Origin of the sequence: Mycetohabitans sp. B3 (assembly GCF_021498065.1) — a bacterium.
GTDB lineage: Bacteria > Pseudomonadota > Gammaproteobacteria > Burkholderiales > Burkholderiaceae > Mycetohabitans.
Genome location: NZ_JAHLKN010000039.1, coordinates 227,295 through 247,521 on the forward strand (window position 1 = coordinate 227,295; position 20,227 = coordinate 247,521).

Annotated in this window: 19 protein-coding genes; 10 read left to right on the top strand and 9 right to left on the bottom strand. The window is 62.0% G+C overall.

The annotated features are described in order from the left end of the window. Positions 1-3: 3 nt before the first annotated feature. The gene (locus tag KQH55_RS13375; RefSeq protein WP_235091361.1) at positions 4-1,137 is read right to left on the bottom strand and encodes a glycosyltransferase family 4 protein; all 1,134 of its coding nucleotides are present in this window, start codon (positions 1,135-1,137) and stop codon (positions 4-6) included. Positions 1,138-1,386: 249 nt separating this feature from the next. Between KQH55_RS13375 and KQH55_RS13380 the strand changes: the two genes are divergently transcribed. Beyond that, positions 1,387-1,845, top strand: a complete 459-nt coding sequence (locus KQH55_RS13380) for an Lrp/AsnC family transcriptional regulator (RefSeq protein WP_076785944.1) — start codon at positions 1,387-1,389, stop codon at positions 1,843-1,845. A gap of 13 nt (positions 1,846-1,858) precedes the next feature. Here KQH55_RS13380 and KQH55_RS13385 read toward each other — a convergent pair whose 3' ends face one another. From KQH55_RS13385 to KQH55_RS13395, 3 genes are all read right to left on the bottom strand, one after another. Next, complete coding sequence (locus KQH55_RS13385; protein WP_235091362.1) at positions 1,859-3,025, bottom strand: cation diffusion facilitator family transporter; 1,167 nt, start codon at positions 3,023-3,025, stop codon at positions 1,859-1,861. A gap of 470 nt (positions 3,026-3,495) precedes the next feature. After that, on the bottom strand, positions 3,496-3,795 hold the full coding sequence (locus tag KQH55_RS13390) for an H-NS family nucleoid-associated regulatory protein (RefSeq protein ID WP_041753907.1): 300 nt from the start codon (positions 3,793-3,795) through the stop codon (positions 3,496-3,498). A gap of 458 nt (positions 3,796-4,253) precedes the next feature. Next, positions 4,254-4,913, bottom strand: a complete 660-nt coding sequence (locus tag KQH55_RS13395; RefSeq protein WP_076796528.1) for a HugZ family protein — start codon at positions 4,911-4,913, stop codon at positions 4,254-4,256. A gap of 328 nt (positions 4,914-5,241) precedes the next feature. On the opposite strand from KQH55_RS13395, the gene KQH55_RS13400 reads away from it, so the two are divergent. Both KQH55_RS13400 and KQH55_RS13405 read left to right on the top strand, forming a co-directional pair. Then, positions 5,242-6,462: an MFS transporter gene (locus tag KQH55_RS13400; protein WP_373566396.1), complete on the top strand. Its 1,221-nt coding sequence runs from the start codon at positions 5,242-5,244 to the stop codon at positions 6,460-6,462. Positions 6,463-6,618: 156 nt separating this feature from the next. Next, positions 6,619-7,317, top strand: coding sequence for a dienelactone hydrolase family protein (locus tag KQH55_RS13405; RefSeq protein ID WP_076785940.1), 699 nt, complete (start codon positions 6,619-6,621; stop codon positions 7,315-7,317). Between the two features lie 166 nt (positions 7,318-7,483). Here KQH55_RS13405 and KQH55_RS13410 read toward each other — a convergent pair whose 3' ends face one another. The 3 genes from KQH55_RS13410 to KQH55_RS13420 are packed head-to-tail and all read right to left on the bottom strand — an operon-like array spanning position 7,484 to position 11,016. Next, entirely contained in the window at positions 7,484-8,728 is a 1,245-nt protein-coding gene (locus KQH55_RS13410; RefSeq protein ID WP_076796531.1) for a multifunctional CCA addition/repair protein, read from the bottom strand. Between the two features lie 7 nt (positions 8,729-8,735). Next, a complete protein-coding gene (locus tag KQH55_RS13415; protein WP_076785938.1) occupies positions 8,736-8,984 on the bottom strand; it encodes an NAD-dependent epimerase/dehydratase family protein in 249 nt (82 codons plus the stop codon). Positions 8,985-9,042: 58 nt separating this feature from the next. Then, a complete protein-coding gene (locus KQH55_RS13420) occupies positions 9,043-11,016 on the bottom strand; it encodes a lytic transglycosylase domain-containing protein (protein WP_235091475.1) in 1,974 nt (657 codons plus the stop codon). 33 nt (positions 11,017-11,049) lie between these two features. Here KQH55_RS13420 and KQH55_RS13425 point away from each other — a divergent pair, with 33 nt between their 5' ends. Beyond that, positions 11,050-11,673, top strand: coding sequence for a 5-formyltetrahydrofolate cyclo-ligase (locus tag KQH55_RS13425; protein ID WP_076785937.1), 624 nt, complete (start codon positions 11,050-11,052; stop codon positions 11,671-11,673). Positions 11,674-11,689: 16 nt separating this feature from the next. Here the strand turns inward: KQH55_RS13425 and KQH55_RS13430 are convergent, their stop codons facing one another. Further along, entirely contained in the window at positions 11,690-12,202 is a 513-nt protein-coding gene (locus KQH55_RS13430; protein WP_076785936.1) for a winged helix DNA-binding protein, read from the bottom strand. Positions 12,203-12,391: 189 nt separating this feature from the next. Between KQH55_RS13430 and pxpB the strand changes: the two genes are divergently transcribed. The 5 genes from pxpB (at position 12,392) to KQH55_RS13455 (ending at position 16,698) form a co-directional block, all read left to right on the top strand. Then, on the top strand, positions 12,392-13,045 hold the full coding sequence (pxpB, locus tag KQH55_RS13435; protein WP_076787574.1) for a 5-oxoprolinase subunit PxpB: 654 nt from the start codon (positions 12,392-12,394) through the stop codon (positions 13,043-13,045). Positions 13,046-13,106: 61 nt separating this feature from the next. Then, positions 13,107-14,135: a biotin-dependent carboxyltransferase family protein gene (locus KQH55_RS13440; protein ID WP_076785935.1), complete on the top strand. Its 1,029-nt coding sequence runs from the start codon at positions 13,107-13,109 to the stop codon at positions 14,133-14,135. A 15-nt stretch (positions 14,136-14,150) separates the two neighbouring features. Continuing rightward, positions 14,151-14,927 (top strand): 5-oxoprolinase subunit PxpA, encoded by a 777-nt coding sequence (pxpA, locus tag KQH55_RS13445; protein WP_076785934.1) that lies wholly within the window; start codon positions 14,151-14,153, stop codon positions 14,925-14,927. 74 nt (positions 14,928-15,001) lie between these two features. Continuing rightward, positions 15,002-15,742, top strand: coding sequence for a DUF969 domain-containing protein (locus tag KQH55_RS13450; RefSeq protein ID WP_076785933.1), 741 nt, complete (start codon positions 15,002-15,004; stop codon positions 15,740-15,742). Further along, positions 15,742-16,698: a DUF979 domain-containing protein gene (locus KQH55_RS13455; RefSeq protein ID WP_076785932.1), complete on the top strand. Its 957-nt coding sequence runs from the start codon at positions 15,742-15,744 to the stop codon at positions 16,696-16,698. The genes KQH55_RS13450 and KQH55_RS13455 overlap by 1 nt, the downstream gene beginning before the upstream one ends. Here the strand turns inward: KQH55_RS13455 and KQH55_RS13460 are convergent. Next, the gene (locus tag KQH55_RS13460) at positions 16,619-19,327 is read right to left on the bottom strand and encodes a hypothetical protein (RefSeq protein WP_235091363.1); all 2,709 of its coding nucleotides are present in this window, start codon (positions 19,325-19,327) and stop codon (positions 16,619-16,621) included. The two genes, KQH55_RS13455 and KQH55_RS13460, sit on opposite strands and share 80 nt — an antisense overlap. A 202-nt stretch (positions 19,328-19,529) precedes the next feature. Here KQH55_RS13460 and pcp point away from each other — a divergent pair, with 202 nt between their 5' ends. Next, positions 19,530-20,189, top strand: coding sequence for a pyroglutamyl-peptidase I (pcp, locus tag KQH55_RS13465; RefSeq protein WP_235091364.1), 660 nt, complete (start codon positions 19,530-19,532; stop codon positions 20,187-20,189). Positions 20,190-20,227 lie beyond the last annotated feature (38 nt).

Consider the following 20,227-nt stretch of genomic DNA (forward strand, 5'->3'; position numbering starts at 1 on the left):
CCGTCACGCTACCGGCATGTCAGTGATCCTCAATCCAATCCGCTGCATCGCTTCTAGATAGCGCTCAATGACGATCCGTTCGTCGTAGCGCTGCTCAACCATTCGTCGCCCGCGCGCGCCCATGGTCGCGCGCGCGTCTGGCCCCATTTCAATGATGTGCTGAAGTTTGCGCGCCAGGTCCGCGGCATCCCTGGGCGCGCACAACAGTCCGGTTTCGCCGTCGACTACGACTTCCCGGCACCCGATCACCTTCGTCGCCACCAGCGGCTTGGCCATCGCCGCCCCCTCCAGCAGCGTACGAGGCACGCCTTCGCGATAGGACGGCAATACGAGACAATCAGCGCGCGCGATGATATCGCGCACGTCTTGCGTCGTGCCGAGGTACTCGACCACGCCTTCGGCGGCCCACGTGCGCATCTGCTTGGCACTGATCGCACTTGGATTGGCAACGTCGGTCGCGCCGAGCAATTGGAACACCGCCTGCGGATACACCGCGCGGACAAGGCGGGCGGCCTCGACGTATTCGCCAACCCCCTTATCCCACAGCATGCGGGCGATCAGCAGAAAGCGCACCTTGCCGTCGGGCATGCCCGCTGCACGCGGCGCGAAATGGGCGAGGTCGATGCCCTCGCCGGGCAACACCTGCGTCTTGACCGGATCGACCAGTCGCTGCGCGACGAAGTCCTGCCGGTCGTCACCGTTAAGGAACCACACCTCGCGCGGGAAACGAAAAGCGAAGCGGTACAGCACCTTGGCCACGCGCGCGACGAGATTGGTATTCACGAACGCGTAGCCAAGTCCGGTGGTCACGGCGATACACGGCACGCCAGCCAACTTGGCCGCGATCGAACCATAGATATTCGGCTTGATGGTGTAGTGGAACACCAGGTCCGGTTTCAGCGCACGGTAGCGCGTCACGAGCGTGCGCACCAACCCGAGATCGTGCAGCGGGTTCGTGCCTTTCGCGGACAGCTCCAGCGGGATGACCCGCACGTTCAGTTCGCGTGCACGTGGCAACGTATCGTCGACAGGCGCCATCACGACGACATCAACCCCAATTCCAACCAGCGTGCGCAGCAGCCCTGGACGAAAGATGACAATGGACCACAGCGTATTGGCCACCAGCACGACGCGCATGATAAGAGCGTAAAAAAGTTTTTGTTGCGAGCGCGCGCAGTCTAATGGAGCCGCTCGACTCACACAATTGCCAATCGCAAAAACGCCGGCCCGCACGCCAACGCGGCGAATATGGGCACTATGAGTAAAAGTGCCGCGGCAAGTAGACTGGACAGAGACCAAGTCACTCAATACAACCGATACGAATTGCGTTTTATTCGCGACTTCTCTACCATTCAAGAAATAGAAACGCGCTAAAGGGAGGCACTCTTGGCACTCGATGCGTTTTCTCAAAAGATATTGCGCCTGCTGCAGCTCGATGCGCGCCGCTCGGTACAGGAAATTTCCGATCAAGTCGGTTTATCGAGTACGCCGTGCTGGCGACGAATCAAGGAAATGGAGCAGTCGGGGGTGATCCAGCGCTACACTGCGTTGCTCGACCGGGAAAAGCTCGGATTACCTATGTGCGCGCTCGCCCATATCCATTTGACGCGCCATACCGAGGGCGGCGTGGAGCAATTTGAGCGGGAAATCGCGACCTGCCCGGAAGTCACCGAATGCTATAGCACGACGGGCGAGGCCGATTACATCCTAAAAATCGTTGCAGCCGATATCAAAGCTTACGACACGTTCCTGCACGAGCGCATTTTCACGATTCCAGCCGTCGCGCAAGTCCACACCAGCATCGTACTGCGGGAAATCAAGTTCGACACGCAATTGCCGCTTTGATACGGTGTGCACATTAGGTCGTCGCGTGCACCGCAGCCGGACCAACCCTCTGCTGCAGCCGGATCTGGCACACGCCGAGACGCTGGGCGACGGCATCGAGATCGAGCGCCTGAGTTAAGTCATGGTCACCACCGGCTTGCGCGCCGCTGCCCGGTGTGAGCAGCAAGTCAAGCTCGACGCCGTGCCGCAGATAATGGATGTCGAACGACACGAACTGCACGCCGTGAGGGAAGAGTTCGCGCTCCAGATTCTTGCGCAACTGATCGCGCGGCGGCAACGCTTCCCACGCGATGCGCTCATCGTCGCTCTCCGGATCAACGTGGATCAACGCATCAAGCACGTGCGGCTCCTTCAGCACACGCAAACGGGCCGTCTCTGCGATATAGTGCCCCTCGGAAACGGTGATTCGAGGTTCTACGAGAATATGAGCATCGACCAATGCCGCATCGCCCATCTTGCGCGTTCTCAGTTCATGCACCCCTTGTACGCCAGGTGTCGATAGCAGCATTTCGCGGATCCGACGTGTCGTCTGTTCGTCCAACGCTCGGTCCGATAAGTCCTGGAGCGCATCCCAGCTAAAAATCCAGCCCATCCGGACAATCATGAAGCCGACGATGGCTACCGCGATCGGATCCAGCCACCGCCAGCCCGCCAGACTGCCGACGATGCCGACCGCAACCACGAGCGAGGACGCGGCATCGGATCGAGCATGCCATGCATTGGCCACCAGCATCGCCGAACGCACCCGCTGCGCCTCGCGCAACATATAGCGGAACAGTAATTCCTTGGAAAACAACACCGCCACGGCGACGATGAGCGCGGACACATGCACGGGCGGAATGCCATCGAGATCGGCGATGCGCTGCGCGCCGCGCCACATCATGCCGATGCCCACGACGATCAGCAGGCTACCCAGAAAAAGCGAAGCAACGGTTTCGTAGCGGCTATGGCCGTAGTTGTGATCGGCGTCCGGGTGGGCCCCGCTGTGCCGATTGGCAACCAGCACGACGAAGTCAGACACGAGGTCGGCCAGCGAATGCACCCCGTCGGCAACCAGCGCTTGCGAATGGGCAAGCACGCCGACCACGATCTGCGTCATCATCAGCACCGTATTGAGTACGATGCTCACCAATGTGGATTTCTGTGCGACGACTTGGCGCTCGGGCAACGGAGCGGTCATGAAAAATAGATCAGGGCGGCGAAGACCATTGATTGGATGGCTATTTTATCAGCCGAATCTGGTTCGCGCCGCTCTCACGATTTTTCAGAATAAAATCATCAGTTTACGATGATGTGACGCATTCTCATTCCACGTCTGCAACACGCTGCAGGGCTATCACACGCCATTTCGCAGTATCCGTCAGAGTACGCAGCCGGTATGGTTTTGAATCCACCATGGTTTGACGCCCGGCTTGTTTCGCGTCCGGTACAGTTTCGCGTCCGGTACAGTTTCGCGTCCGGTACAGTTTCGCATCCGACACAGTTTCGCATCCGACACAGTTTCGCGTCCGGCACAGTTTTGCGCCCGGCACGGTTTGAGACGCAGCAATAAAAAAGGCCAGTGGCCCTTGTCGGGCACACGGCCTTCTCTTTGTGGGCGATCCGTGGTTCGGCACACCCTCGCTATAACCGCTTGCGCGGCCTCCTGACTTATTGCTGAATCAAATACTGATCCCGATTCTTTCCAGCAATCCACTTCGGCGGTTTGCCACGACCCGACCAAGTGCTGCCACTAGCAGGGTCGCGATATTTCGGCGCCACACCTGCACGAGGCCGTCCCGCCTTCGCCAGCTTGCCCCGGCCAAAGCCGAGATCAGCCAGTGTAATACCATAATCGGCCATCTTTTGTTTGATGTCGTTGACAACTTCAGCAAACTCTTTGGCCTTTGCCTCTTCGATTTGCTTTTCCAGCTTTTCACGCTGTGCAAGAAGCTCTTTGTACGATGACATAGGGGTCCTTGGATAGTAGACACGACTCGGTTCTGCGCCCGTTAAGTCGCTCCAATAGAGATCACCTCGGAATAGTACCGGGTGAATTTAACACAAAATGCGACTGAGACAAATAGTTGATATACAGATTCAGCATTGGATTGACGTCATGTTACAAAAATATGCTCGCGCGACTGCCTATTACAGCGGCGAACGCAGTGACCACTGATCAACAATCATCCGGAGACCATGGCAATCGACATTCGAGTTCGATTTTATTTGATAAACCGCTAAAGCGTGGGCCCTCGCGTATTGACTAGTCCAGACTTTTCCTGACCGCAAGGAAGCGAGGCACTATTCTACTGACGACGAATGGTCAGATTAATTAATACGTCGGGTTTAACCCTTTCAGCAGAAGAATGCGCACGCGTTCGTGTTTCAAATAATTTCGTGTAGCGAACGCGCCACCGTCCGGGCAGTCAGCCGAGTTGACGCAGTTCGGCGGCAAGCGCCGCACGCAACGCCTCCAGATCGTTTTGCGGCTCGTTCAGCGCTACACGTGCACGGCAGCCGTGTTGCACCCAATCCGCGCCGAAGCGATCGACCCCAAGCAGGCGGAAACCGCGTGCTGCCGCGTCGCTCGGCGTCAATGCGTCGATCAACGCCTGCTCTTCGTGCTCCGCAAGTGCAGGCAAACCATCCCATTGCGCGGCGTCCAGCCATCCCATTGCGCCAAATCCGCCGATGTAGCGGATGCGCTGCGGCCTGAGCACGTAAAACACAAAGTCGCCCAGCGCCAAATATTGCTCAGCCTCTGGGTGATAACGCAAATATCGACGCGCCAGCGTCGCCCCTGTCTCATCGGTCGGCTCGAACCGCCCGACGATCGTGACCCGTTCGGTGTTCGACACGTCAACTGCGGGATCGTAGACGAGAAAACCCGCGCGCGAATCCGCGGCAAGATTGCGCGTGTGCTCTGCCAGACGACTGACTAGGACAACCGGACGATGGTGCGCATCCAACGCGTAGGACAAAACCGTCGGAAATGGAAATCCTGTTGATTGGCGAGCATGCGTCGCCAGCACTCCCACCGGTTGGGCGTGCAGCAGATGAATCGGAGCAGTTACAGGGATGTTCAAGAATCACCTCGATCAGTCACGCTACCGCCGCTCACGGGCGACGAGTCCTATTCCGTTCCCGCGTGGTACCTGCGGCAGGCATCCTCTGCTGTGTCTTCCCCCTCCGGCATTGGGCCTACGGCACAGCACAGCACAGCACAGCACAGCACAGCACAGCACAGCACAGCACAGCACAGCACAGCACAGCACGCAATGATCTTAACGGCTCGCTGGCGACGCGGGTATCAAGCGTTCGCTAAAATGAGTGGTCTTGCCGCGCGCTGGACGCGGTCCCGTTCACTTCAGCTCGGCGCCGCCCCATTCGGCGGGCTCGCCGCGGGGTTCGCTTGTGTCCGATCAATACTCTTCGAATGTGCCTGACCCGGTTGCCACGTCGCCCTCCTCCACCGCGCGGCGATTGCCGCGCTCGACACTATGGCGCGCGCGCATCGCGACGATGGCGGTCTTCTTCGTGAGCGGCATGCTGTACGCGTCGTGGGGCGTAAACATACCGACGGTACGCGACAAATTCGCACTGGACGCCGCACAATTGTCCGTCGCGCCACTTGCAGTGGCCGGCGGTTCGATTGCGGCGATGCTGTGTGTCGGGCCATGGCTCGCGAAGGTGGGTACACGCCGCGCGTACCTGATTACCGGCCCCGCAATGGGAGTCAGTGCGTCGCTCGTGCTCACCATGCCTTCCTATATTGCACTGCTGGCCATGCTTGCACTGTTCGGGGTCACGATGGCCACCATCGATGTTGCAATGAATGCCGAAGCCAGTGCGATCGAGAACGCTGCTGCCAGGCCGATCATGTCGTCGTTGCACGGCATGTGGAGCATCGGCGGCATGGGCGGGGCGGCTGCCGGTGCGGCGTTGCTTGGCCTAGGTATTGCCCCTGAACTGCATATGGCTGTAGTGTCATTGATAGCCACCGCGGTCCTACTCGCGGCGCGTGGCCGCGTGTTGCCGCATGTCGCCGAGAATAGGCATCCGCCGCCGGGCAAGCCACACAGCGGCTCGCGTGAGTTGGCGCTGCTCGGCAGTGTCGCGCTGATCGCGCTAATCGCCGAAGGTGCAATGTACGACTGGACGACTGTTTATATGCGCGACATCGTACTGACCAGCCCCGCTTTTGCAGGTACGGCGTACGCGTCGTTTTCAGCCGGCATGGCCGTCGCACGATTCGCGGGCGACTGGATCCGCGCCCGTCTCGGCGCGCCCCAACTCGTCTGCATGAGCGCGTTGCTCGCCTGTACCGGCATGGTGATCGCGTTGCTGCTGCCTTTCCCGTATATCGTGCTGATCGGCTTCACGTTAATGGGACTCGGCATGGCGAACATGATGCCGGTACTGTTTGCCGCGGCGGCCAACGTCAAAGGCGTGCGCGCAGCGCAGGGCTTGGCACGTGTTGCGGGAATGGCATATGTGGGATTGCTGGTGGGCCCTGCGCTGATCGGTGGCGTGGCTCAAGCCACGACGCTACCGATTGGACTATCGATTGTCGCGCTGTGCGCAGCGCTGGTCGCCGTCGTCGGGCCGCGGGGCCTGAAACGCATCGGACTGTGAGTCGGCCATCAAATTAATTTAGGGGAATACTTTGACATGATTCATTCCGGTCACCGCCGCAACGCAATGCACCGGCGATGCGCGCGCAGCAATTGAAATGGTGGCACACTGACCAATTCTTTCCATTCGATTCTTTTTAGCGACTCGGAAATCAACGTGACTACGCATTCGACATGGCATGACATTGCCACCGACGACGGAACGTTCCAGGCGTATCTCGCGCTCCCGCACACCGGCAAGGGGCCCGGGATCGTACTGATCCAGGAGATCTTTGGGGTCAACCAGCACATCCGCGAAGTGGCCGACCAGTACGCGGCAGACGGCTACGTAGTGCTGGCGCCGGACATTTTCTGGCGCAGCGAGCCGCGAGTCGAGCTCGGGTATGAAGACGCGGATCGCAGCCGGGGCATCACGCTGATGCAGCAGGTCGACTTTGGCAAGACGCTGAAGGACCTCGCCACGACCGCGCAGGCGCTGCGCGCGCTACCGGAACAAGATGGCAGGATCGCCGCGATCGGTTACTGCTTCGGCGGGCTGCTCGCCTACAACATGGCCGCGCACGGCTCGGTGGACGCCTCGGTCGCCTATTATGGCGGCGGCATCCAGAACCAGTTGGACCGCGCGGCACAGGTGCATGTGCCGATACTGTTTCACTATGCCGAGGAGGACGCCAATATCCCGCTATCCGCGGTGGGTCAGGTAAAGGAGCGCTTCACGGGCCGGAACAATGCCCAATTCCATCTGTACCCAGGCGCACACCACGGCTTCAACTGCACGCATCGCGCAACTTACCAGCAACGCGCAGCCGCGTTGGCACATGGGCGCACGCTGACTTTCCTGGTCGAACATCTGTAGGCGACCGGCAGCACGGTCGGACGGATGTGCGCGGGGAACAGCTCGGCAACGAGCGCACCGGACCGTCCGCGCTAAGCACCGCGTGTATTACGCGGCGGCGCGGCACAGCATAGCAAGCTTGGGTGTCGCTGCAACCAGTGAAAGCCCCGGAATAGCCGCCGGCACGCTACCGTGCGCCCTCGCGTATCGCACACTCGACAGCCCGCACACGCGCCATATGCACGGCCTCCTTAATGCGGGCCGGCTCGCCGGCCGTGCGTTGCGCGATGGCGCCGGCGTCGACGCCGCGAGCGGCCATCAGCGCGACGCGCAGTCGTTCGGCCTGAGGATAAGGATGAGACACGAAATTCAGGCGCCCGCGCAAGTCCGCCTCGCAGGCCTGCAGCGCCTGCGCAAACCGCGCAGGCTTGCGCAGCGCGTCGCTGCGCTCGAGCATACGTACCAGCGCGGCCGCCCCTATCTCCATCACGCGATGGACGTTGCCGTGTTCGCGCGCTACCAACACCGCCAGATCGCGGCAATCGTTGGGGACCCTAAGACGTTCGCACAGCGGCAGGATGCGCTCGACGCTACGCGCCTCATGTCCAGTGTGGCGTGGCAGCACATGGGATGGCGTGTCGGCCTTGCCCAAGTCGTGCGTGAGCGCGGCAAAGCGTACCGGCAGCGCATAGTGCCGCGCCGCCGCATAGTCGATCACCATCATCACATGCACGCCGGTATCGACTTCCGGATGATAGTCGGCACGCTGCGGCACACCGAACAGCCTCGCCACTTCGGGCAGCACGCGCTCCAGCGCACCGCATTGGCGCAGTACATCGAACATCCGCGAGGGCTCGGCCTCCATCAAACCGCGCGCGAGTTCCTGCCATACGCGCTCGGGCACCAGCGCATCGGCTTCGCCCGCCGCGACCATCTGCCGCATCAACGCCAGTGTCTGCGGCGCAACGGTGAAATCGGTGAAGCGCGCGGCAAAGCGCGCCACCCGCAGAATGCGCACCGGGTCCTCGGCGAACGCGTCACTGACATGGCGAAACACACGCGCCTGGAGATCCGCCTGGCCGTTGAACGGATCGATCACGGGCCCGTGCAGCGTGCCATCGGACGACACCGCCCGCGCCATTGCATTAATGGTTAGATCACGCCGCGCCAGGTCCTGCTCCAGCGTCACATCCGGCGCATAGAAAAACTGGAACCCGTGATAGCCGGCTGCCGTCTTGCGCTCCGTGCGCGCCAACGCGTACTCTTCCTGCGTGCGCGGGTGCAGGAATACCGGAAAGTCCTTGCCGACGGGGCGAAAGCCCTGCGCTATCATCTGCTCGGGTGTCGCCCCGACCACCACGTAGTCGCGATCCTGCACCGGTTTGCCCAGTAACTCGTCGCGGATGGCGCCACCCACTGCGTATACATTCATCAGCCGTTCACTTTTCCCGATCATACGCTTTGCGCTGTAGTACGCCTCGCACGTCGCACCGATCAGATACAGCAGCGCCACGCTCTGGATAGACATCGGCCTCGACCACGTCGACCGGCAGCCGCGTCAGATGCGCGGCATGTTGACACCGGCGCGTCGCGACGACGACCCGCTTGCCCGCATGAACCAGCGCGTTCACGACATAGCGGCCGATGAACCCAGACGCGCCAAGCACGACGACGCTCGTCTGTCGCATAATTCGCCTCCCGACGTGAACACGACGCGCGCTACCCACGCTCGTGCACGCTGATTCGTCACGGCGCGGGCAGGATCACGCCCAGGCGCGCCTTCAGCGACTGCGGCTGGCCCTCAAACAACGCGCCATAGTAGGTCGTGTTCGACAGCACGTTCTTCACATAATCCCGCGTCTCTGAAAACGGGATGGTTTCCGCGAAGATCGCGCCCTCCACTGGCCGGTTGAGACTCTTTTGCCACTGGCGCGGCCGGCCGGGGCCGGCGTTGTAGCCAGCCGTCGCGAGCACGGCCGAGCCGTCGAACTGATTGTAGATCATCGACAGATAGTTTGTGCCGAGCAGGATATTCGTGTCGATGTCGTTCATCTGCGCACGCGAGAGCCTGCCCAGGCCGATTTTTTTGGCAACCATCTGCGCGGTGGTCGGCATCAGCTGCATCAAGCCGCTCGCGCCGACGCCAGAGCGTGCGTTGATGATGAAGCGCGATTCCTGTCGCATCAACCCATATGCCCATTCGATGTCCAGCCCGGTGCGCTGTGCATCGCGCTCGACCGTCTGGCGGAACGGCGACAGGTAGCGCAGCGTGAAGTCGTGCTGCAGTTGCGTGCGCTCCGCAGTGTTTACCGCGCGATCGTACAGTTGAATGCGACGCGCATACTCGGCGGCGGCGAGCAACTGCCGATCGCTCATCGGCCGCAGCGGCCAATTCCATTCGCGATTGCCTTCCAAACGCAGGTTCAGCGCATAAAAGCGCTGCGCAAGCGCGAAGCCGGGCACCTTGCTCATCGCATCCACTTCCGCATCGGTGACCTCGGTGCGCGGTGGAACCGTCGTCTTGCGGCCGAGTTCCTCCGCGGCCAATTGACCGTAGAAGTGGAACTGCGATGCGATCGATTCGTATTCCTGCGCTGCAGCTTCCTTGTCGCCGGCCTGCGCCAGCGCACGGGCATGCCAGTAGACCCACGCGGGCTGCGCGCGCAACCTCGGCGGCATCTGCTCAATGCTCCAGCGCACCATGGCCCAGTCGCCAACCATCAATGCACTGCGCACCCGCCATTCGTAAGACGGCGGGCTCAACAGCGCACCGGTCGTCAGGCGGTACCAGTGCGCGGCCGCCGGCAGCCGCTTGATGGCGCCCTGGTATGCAATTGTTCCCCAACCAAGCGCCCGCTCCTGGGGGGTAAGCGCTTCACTGACCGACGCGAAGGTCGTCGCGGCTAGCACGGGATCATTGCGTGCCATCGCCGTGATCGCGACCAACGCCAATTGGTGTGCCGGCGTATTCGGCGCCATCCCGCGCGCCAGATACAGCGGCGGAGACGACGTCGCCTGCTCGTACAGCACTGAATCGGGCCGGTCGCTGCCGAGCGCCTCGACAAACTTGGACGCCAGACTCGAGTAGCCTTGCTCGAGCGCCAGCCGAATCTGCGCCCATACGTCATCGGCGCTGAACTGGCCGCGCTGCGCCAAATCGGTGATCAGGTCGATGCAGCCGTCACCATACCATTTAGGCTCGACGAGCAGCGCACGCGCCGCATCGGCGACATCCTGGCGCCGTGCTGCCTTGGACTCGAGCGCGTAGCATTTGATCTGCGTATCGTCGTCGAGCACAAACCGCGCATATTGGGCGTCGAAATTGCGCCAATCATGGCGCGCGCCGAGCACCGCAAGGTAATCGCTGCGCATCCGCTCCGCAATCGCCTGGCCATCGTAGCGCGACAAGAAATCGAGCACCGGTGCGTCATCCGCATCGACACGCGCGTGGCCCTGGTCATCGAACAACGTGGGCTTGATCTGGAAGTACGTCAGATACGATGCAGCGGGATAATCGGGAATCAATGCCGCCAGCCGTGCAGCGCCGGCCGCGTCGTTCCTGCGTGCCGCCTCACGAAGCTGCACGAATATCTGGTCCGGATCGGACGGCACGGCGCCAGGTAGCGACCGTACCGCAAAAGCGCTGCCGCACACGACAAAGAGCGCCGCCGTCAACGCGCCTGTGACCGCACGATATACTCGGTGAACGCGCACGGGTATCTTCTTTTTCACGTTTAAACAAGGACTCTGCCAGTGATAAAAAGCATAGCACGCGAGCCAGGACTGCTGAGCGAAGAAAGCGCAACGCGATCGTCGCTGAAGACGGCGTTGCGCGCCCGGTTGCTGGCCGAACGCGAGCGCTTCGCCGGCACGCCGCAGCGCACGCAGGCCGACGTCGAATTGGCGGTGCGCCTGGCTGATGTGCTGCAGCGGTATGCGCCGCGTTGCGTGGGCCTGTTCTGGCCGGTTGCTGCAGAGTTCGACGCGCGACGCGTGGTCGCGCACTGGCTGAGCGGCGACGCCGCGCGGCGGGCAGCATTACCGGTTATCGTCGCGCCGCACGCGCCGATGGCCTACCACGCGTGGACACCCGACTCGCCGATGAAAGAAGGGCGCTATCGGATTCCCGTGCCGGCGCACGAAGTCAGCGTCGTACCGGACCTGCTGCTAGCGCCATGTGTTGGCTTCGACGCATCACGGTACCGGCTCGGCTACGGCGGCGGCTATTTCGACCGGACGCTGGCCGCCTGGCCGGCGCGCGCGGGCCCGCCGGTCACCGTGGGGATCGCCTATGAATGCTCGCGGGCGGACTCACTGCCGCACGAAGCGCACGATTTGCCGCTGGACGTTATCGTCACAGACGCGCTCTGCTATTGATCGCCGCCCGACGCGCTCAGAGCGACGTCGCGGCGCGCGCGGCCGTATCGTAGAGGCCTGACGCGGTGCGCAGCAACTGCGCGGCGTCACCGATCTGCGCATTGTCCAGGCCGGCTTCGGCCAACGTCACCATCAAGCAACTCTCGCGCACCTCGCGATACTTCAGGCAAAGCTCGCGGCCGGCCTCAGTCGCCGAAAAAAACACCTCCTTACCGGATTTCTCGCTGGCCACGTAACCGCGCGCGACCAGCTTTTTCAGCGCGTACGTCGCCACATGCGTATCCTCGATGTTCAGCACGAAACAGATATCCGCCAGTTTCTTCCTGCGCTCGCGATGTGTCACATGATGCAGCAGCGACACCTCGATTGCCGTCATGTCCTTGGCGCCCGCCGCGGACATACAGCGCACCATCCAACGATCGAACGCGTGGCTAGCCAGGATCAATCCATACTCGAACTCAGACAGCTCCGCGCTGGTTTCAGACATGAGGTGTTCTGACGAGACAATCTTCGTTGGCGTGCGGATCATGCCAAATGACCGTGGTTCGTTGCAGGGCCCCCAGTATAGCGGCGGACAAACGCTCGGCAATGTCTCGTGAAAACACTTATTGATAAATTCTCTATATTTTATTGACAATACGAGATAAAAATATGCCTGAGGCACGCGCGGATACGCGTCCCCTTCACCAGAATGCATGGCTATGGAGGCGAATCAATGATGACTGCACCAAGAATTTTCCCGCTGGGCGATCAGGCACTGGTGTGCGAGCTGCCACCGCCGGCCACGCTCGCGTACCAGCAGCGCGTGTGGCATGTGGCCCGGATGGCACGCGACTGGCCACATGTGCTGGACGTGGTACCTGGCATGAACAACGTCACCCTGGTATTTGACCCGCTACATGCCGATCCGGACGGGTTGGCGATACAGCTGCGCGGCGCTTGGGCGCGAGCCCCGGCCGAGGAGACAGCATGCCGCGTCGTCGAGATCCCGGTGCGCTACGGCGGCGAGGCGGGACCGGACCTGGAAAACGTGGCGCGGCACACCGGCTACTCGCCCCGCGAAGTGGTCGAGCGGCATGCGGCCGGTGAATACGTTGTGTTCTTTCTCGGCTTCCAGCCCGGATTCGCCTACATGGGCGGACTCGACGCAAGCCTGGCCACGCCGCGGCGGCACGAGCCGCGATTCGCGGTGCCGGCCGGATCAGTGGGCATCGGCGGCGAGCAGACTGGCATCTACCCGGCCACGTCGCCGGGCGGCTGGCAATTGATCGGGCGCTCGGACATGGTGCTGTTCGATCCAGCCAGGACACCAAGCACGACACTGCTGCCAGGCGATAAAGTCCGCTTCACCATCGCGGAGGTGCTGGCATGAAAGATGGACGGGCTTGCGCTGCGGTACTGCAGGCGCGCAATGACTGGGCAGGGAGGCACGCATGATCGAGGTCATCCGCGCGGGGACGCTGACGAGCGTCCAGGACCTGGGCCGCACCGGCCATCGCCAGTGTGGCGTGTGCACCGCCGGCGCGCTCGACACCGTGGCGCTGCAGGTAGCCAACCGGCTAGTGGGCAACGTCCCGGGGGCCGCAGGGCTCGAATTGACCCTAGGGCCGGTGGTGCTGCGGTTCCCGCGTGCCACACGCATCGCGCTGACCGGCGCCGACTTCCACGCCACGCTGGATGACCAGCCTGTCTACGCATGGCGCAGCCTGCCGGTGCAAGCAGGACAAACCTTGACGCTGCGCGCGCCGTCGATCGGCATGCGCGGCTACTTGGCGATTGCCGGCGGCATTGATGTGATGCCGATGCTGGGCTCGCGCTCGACGGATTTGGGCGCGCATTTCGGCGGGCTCGCGGGGCGGGTATTGAAGGACGGCGATCGCTTGCCGGTGACGCCACTGCCCGCGAGCGCGCGCAACCCCGCATTCAGTCCGGAAGCACCGGCGTTCGGGGTCAAGCCACCATCTTGGTGCGCACTAGAGTATCTTGAACAGGGCGCTGGTCACCGGCTCGGCGCCATCGCGACGCGCGTGCGGGTCATACCCGGCCCCGAATATGCAAGCTTTTCGACGCAGGCCCACGCCGCGTTCTGGAACGAGGACTGGTCGATCACACCAAACAGCAACCGGATGGGCTTCCGGCTAGCCGGCCCGGTGCTGGAGCGGCAAAGCCCGATCGATCTGCTGTCACACGGCGTGCTGCCGGGCACCATTCAGGTGCCACCGAATGGGCAGCCGATCGTGCTGATGAGCGACGCCCAGACCACCGGCGGCTACCCGCGGTTCGGCAGCGTGATCGCCGCGGACCTGTGGCTGCTCGCGCAGGCTCGGTTGAACCAACGGGTTCATTTCATCCAATGTTCGTTGGAACAGGCGCGCAACGCACTGGCGGAACTCAACAAATATTTGCGCCATATCGAGCTGGCCATTGCACTACAGCAGGAGCGCTGTAAGGCTGCGGCATGAATTGAAGGCAGGAACATGGAAGTCGATCTGAACGCCGATCTCGGCGAGGGATGTGGCAATGATGAAGCGCTGCTCGAACTAGTGAGTTCGGCGAACATCGCGTGCGGCTGGCATGCAGGGGGCCCCAGCATCATGCGTCAGAGTGTTCGCTGGGCCATCGAGAAAGGCGTGGCGATCGGCGCGCATCCTAGCTTCAACGATCCGGACAATTTCGGACGTGCCGAGATGGCGCTACCGCCTTCCGATGTCTATTCCGGCATGCTGTATCAGCTCGGCGCCCTTGCCGCAATCGTGCATGCCGAAGGCGGCAAGGTGGCTCACGTGAAACCTCATGGGGCCCTGTACAACATGGCCGCGCGCGATATCACGCTGGCCAATGCGATCGTTGCCGCGGTGCGCGACTTCGACCCATCGCTGGCCGTGTTCGGTCTGGCGAACAGCCGCCTGATCGAAGCGACCCGGCGTGCCGGTCTGCTCGCGATCGAAGAAGTGTTCGCTGATCGCGGCTACCTGTCCGATGGCTCGCTGGTGCCGCGCAAGCTGCCCGGCGCGCTGCTCGAGGACGAGGAGGCGGTGTTGGAGCGCACGCTGGTGATGATCCGGGACAAGCGCGTGAGGTCCGTGGACGGACATTGGGTGACGTTGAACACCCAGACGATCTGCCTGCACGGAGACGGTCCGCACGCACTCGAATTTGCCCGCCGCATCCGCGCGCGGCTGGCCAATGAAGGCATCCGGGTTGACGCAGCCCGCCACGTCGCAATGGCGGTGGGCTGTGCACCCGATGCTTGACAACACAGCCCGGTCCATGAAGCCGGGTTTTTCATGCTTGTTCACCACCGCTGGACTTGCCAATTGGAGATCTCATGCAAACTACCCTCAATCTCTGGCCACTGCTCGGAGTGGCCGTCATCATTGCCGGCTTCGTGCTGCGCTTCAATCCGATGCTCGTGGTCACCGCCGCCGCGATCGTGACAGCCGCCGCCGCTCACTATCCGCCGGCCAAGATCCTCGCGGAAATCGGTATCGGCTTTGTTAAGACGCGTAACCTTCCACTGATTATCCTGCTGCCGCTCGCAGTCATTGGCTTGCTGGAGCGTCACGGGCTGCGCGAGCGGGCTCACCAGTGGATTGCCGGCATCAAGTCCGCCACTGCGGGACGCCTGTTGATCGTCTACCTGTTCGTGCGGGAAGTGACCGCCGCGGTGGGACTGACCGGCCTGGGTGGTCATCCGCAGATGGTCCGTCCGTTGATCGCGCCGATGGCCGAAGGCGCCGCGCAAACGCGCTATGGCGCGCTTGCCGATGCGGTGCGATACAAGCTGCGGGCGTTCTCCGCGGCCACCGACAACGTCGGATTGTTCTTCGGTGAGGACGTGTTCGTGGCATTCGGCGCGATCGTGCTGATGACCACGTTCCTGCACGAGGCAGGCATCGACGTAGTGCCGTTGCACGTCGCGCTGTGGGGTATCCCGACCGCGATCTGCGCCTTTTTGATCCATGGCACGCGGCTGTACCTGCTCGACCGGTCGCTGGATCGCGAACTGCTGACCCAGCCGCGCGGCGCCGACGTCCCCCCCACCCAATCAAGCGGAGAACAAGCGTAATGCTGTCGATCAACTATCTTTACTGGCTGGTGGGCATCCTGCTGGCCATTGTCGCGGGCATGATCGTCACCGACACCACGCATCCAAAGCGCTGGCTGGCCGGCACATTCTGGGCCTTGGCGGCCATCATCTTCCTAATCGGCGAGCGCCTGCCGGCTGAACTGGTCGGCGCCTTCGTCATCGCAATGGCGCTCATCGCCGGATTCGGCGGCGTGGCCGGCGGCAAGGCGAAAATGCTATCGGCGGAGTTGCGCACGGCGAGCGCGAAACGACTCGGCAACAAGCTGTTCCTTCCGGCGCTGACGATCCCGGCCGTCACCGTCGTGCTCACGCTGTCCGCGCCGCATCTGAATGTCGGCGGCACACCGTTGCTGGACCCGAAGAACGTCACGCTCGTGGCATTCGGCATCGGCTGCCTCGTCGCCGTGGCGTTCGCATGCTTGCTCACGCGCGACACGCTTGCGCAGTCAACCCGGGAAACACGGCGCCTGGTCGATGCGCTGTCGTGGGCGGTGCTGCTGCCGCAGATGTTGGGCATGCTGGGACTGGTGTTTTCGGACGCTGGCGTGGGCAAGGCAGTTGCCCACCTGACCACGGCCTACATCAACATGGACCTGCGGGTAATCGCGGTCGCGGTGTACTGTATCGGCATGGCGCTCTTTACGGTCATTATGGGCAACGGCTTTGCCGCGTTCCCGGTCATGACCGGCGGCGTCGGCGTGCCGGTGCTGGTCGGGGTGTTCCACGCCGACCCAGCCGTGATGGCCGCGATCGGCATGTTCTCTGGCTATTGCGGCACACTGCTTACGCCGATGGCCGCGAACTTTAACATCGTGCCGGCAGCGCTGCTGGAGTTGCCCGACAAAAACGCGGTGATCAAGGCGCAAGTGCCGACCGCACTGGCGATCCTCGTGGCCAATATCGTGCTGATGAACGTGCTGGCGTTTCGCGCGTAGCATTGGGCTGGAGGGTGCCAGCCTGCGACACGAGGCTGGCCATCCGTTGTTCCCATGCCTGCCAAATGCGCGTGGCTTGGAGCTCCGTCTCGACCAGCTTGCCGCGCAGGTCCTTGTAGCGCACCGGCGCTTCCTTCATTAGGTACGTCGCCAAGCGATCGTGGCTGGCTTCCAGGTCCGGCAGCGGCATATCCGCATCCGGCAGCATGCCCTGTTGCGTGCTGATGAACTGTTCGATTGCGCAAGCGAGCAACTGCCGGCTGCCCGGGGTCCCCGCAGGCCGGCTCGCCAGCACGCTCAGTGCATCGCGCACGAGTACAGCCTGGCGGTATAGGCATTCGTCATTTTCGATGTCGCGGCTTAATCCCAGCACAAGCCGCTGTACCTCGGATGCGGCCACGTCCGGCATCGACGCGGCGACAGGGGCTGGCACGCCCGCCACGCCGCGACGATGCGCTGGCATCGCGCCTCTATCAACATTGAGCCCGCGCTCGATATGGCTATACGCGCGGTGCTTAGTTTCAAGCTTACGCTCCAAATAAATCAGTTGTGTCTCGATCATTTGCTTGAGCACGCGCGCCTGTTCGGCATGATTCGCAGGATCGGCAAGCCACGCTTTTAGGCTCATTCTTGTCAAATGGCGCCGCGACTCATTCCATGCATTGCGCGCCGCGCCGGATGCATTGCTCCACGCGCTGCGCGCGGCCCGCGAGGTCTGTGTCCGCGCATCCAGATGGACCATACGAGCAAACGCCGATGCGGCCTTGGCCCGGCCTACTACTGCCTCCCCGGCACGCCGCGCGAGCTGCGTCAGCTGCTGCTTACCATTCGGTTTAGGGCCCCGTCGGCGAATCGCCTCGTCGTCGTCGGCTGTATAGGTATATTGATCGTCAAACCGCTTCGCGCATCGCGCAGCCACGTCAGCAAGGAAGGCCTGGCGCTGGTCCTCGCGTGCCGCCGCTTGATAATAGAAGACCTTACGCAGATCAAAACCCGCCCCCGGTCGATCGTCCGCGCATAACAAATCGACACTCGCCAAAAAATGCCGATCGAGTTCGGGGTCATCGTCGTGATAATAGCGCTGGTAACGCTGAAGTTTGCCGTGACCCTTCAAGTACTGCATTGAGAAAAAAATCATCGCGGCACTGGCTAGACCTGTCCCGGCCATCAGCACGACTGGCGCGGCTGGCGTCGCGAGCGCGGTGCCGCCCGCCGCGACGATGCCAGCCAGCGCAAGCTTGGAGACCGTGCAAGCGGTATAAAGGCCACTACCGGCGACAAACCCTTTATTCCAGTCCGTATAGCGTGTGAAGAACGCATCGTGCTGCTGAGTCTTTTCGCGAAGAAAGCGTGCATAGCGCTCGCTGAGCGTATGCTCGTCATACGGCGGATCCATTGACGCGCCGCCTCGGCGCTGCGCTTCAGTTCGTTTTAGCCAAAAAGCTATTCTCGAATCCGTGCTTTGCTTTTCTGCACGGAACGCGTCGCGTTTTTTACGTGACTTGTGCAGCATGTAACCGCCGAGCGCCAGCGAACCGGCCGCAGCCATCGGCCCCAGTGCTGCCGAACCAACCACGCCCGCAGCGCCAGCAGCAGTTGTTGCAACAGCGCTACCCTGCTGTCCGATGTAGACGCCCTTTAACGTGGTATCGACGATACATTTGGTTGCAATGGCGCTACCAGAGGCGAATGAACTAGCACCAATCACCTTGTCCGCATCGTTCTGCTTGCGCAGAAAGCGCAACGCGGCACGCCGCTCCTGCTGGATGGCCGTGAGCTTGGGCAGCGGCTGACCGCTTACAGGCGTCGCATTAGCGCCCGTACCCTCATCATTGCGCTGTTCTGCCGTGCCACCCACGTTGTGACGCCGCGCATCAAGCAACGCAGAGAGCGCCTGCAGCGCGACTATTTCTTTATCCACTTGATCGAGTGCCTGCGCCAACGCCTTGTCAGTCTTGCGCGCACGGCGCCATTCAGCAAGGCCCTCCTTGATCGCCAGCCCCGCCAGTGCCAGCAACGGTCCAGTCATGCCAGCGGTCACCGCCATATCCGCGATGCCATGCGGAATACCCGCGTCCTTGAGCCATCCGACCGGGTCATGCGCAAGCAATTCCGATGCTTGCCTGAACGCTGCTTCAACGCCGGCGCCGTCGCCCTTTGATACTTGAATCAGCGTCACGACCATCACATACAGGCAATGCACGAACTCATCGGCATCGATCGCCAGCGCACCACAATGCTCCGAGGTCTCGCCGAGCCGCTGCTCCACCAGTCGCTTCACTTGAGCATACAGCTCGCTAGGGCACTCCAGTCCCAGCATCGTGGCCGAGGCCGTACCGCGACGCCATGCTTTCAATTCGTCGAGCGTTGCAGCATGCTTATCGATGAGCGAGCAGGACGCTGTACCCCATCGAAGACGCTTCAGCGACGCCTTCCGGCAGGCAGGCGTGCCATCGCTGATGGCATTTAATTCATCTAGCAGCCCTGAACAGTTGGCAACGGACGCGATCTCCACGTCGATCTTCGGCGGACCGGAATGAACATCGGCCTTGTCTTGGTGAACGTACTTTTTCGCCCGCGAGGCGCCTGACAGAGGCAAGCCGATTGGAAATGTAGGAAAACTTAGCATGGGTTGCGATCAAACAATGGACGCAATCCATATTAACGATAACCATTATCATTTACACTTTTAATCCGAAGCGAGACGCTTCCGCGCGCACGACGCCGCTAAGCGAATTAAATGGCTTTTGCCCATGCCACCGGGCATCATATCGCTTTGGCTGTGCGCCGCCTTGCTGTGTCACCATCACTTCATTCAGGAAAACCGTACGATGCACACCGTACTGCTAACCGGTTTTGAGCCATTCGAAAATGAACTGATCAATCCATCGTGGGAGGCCGTGCGCGCACTCGACGGCGCACGGATCGCGACCCCGTCTGGCGACGCCATCGTACACGCGCGGATGATGCCAGTGCGCTTTCGCACGCTCGATCAGGCACTGCTAGACGCGATCGAGGCAACGCATCCGTCGCTGGCAATCTGTGTCGGCCAAGCCGGCGGGCGTCCGGACTTGTCCGTCGAGCGCGTCGCCATCAACGTGGACGATGCACGCATCCCGGACAACGACGGTTACCAGCCAATCGACGCCCCGATCGTCAGCGACGGACCGGCGGCTTACTTCTCCACGCTGCCGATCAAGGCGCTCGTCCATGCGCTACGCGAGGCCGGCCTCCCTGCATCGGTGTCGCAAACGGCCGGCACCTTCACGTGCAACCGTCTCTTCTACATCCTGTCGCACTACATCGCGACACGTGCACCGCAATTGCGCGGTGGCTTCGTGCATATACCCTATACGCCGCGGCAGGCCGTGCGCCACCCAGGCCAGCCCAGCCTGCCAACCGCGTCCGTCATTGAAGGGCTGAAGGTCATTGTGCAGACTGCCTTATCAGTCCGCATGGATGTGCCGGAAACGGGCGGCGCGTTGCACTAAGCTGGCCACACTGGCCTGCCGCCTCGGCACAGCCCAGC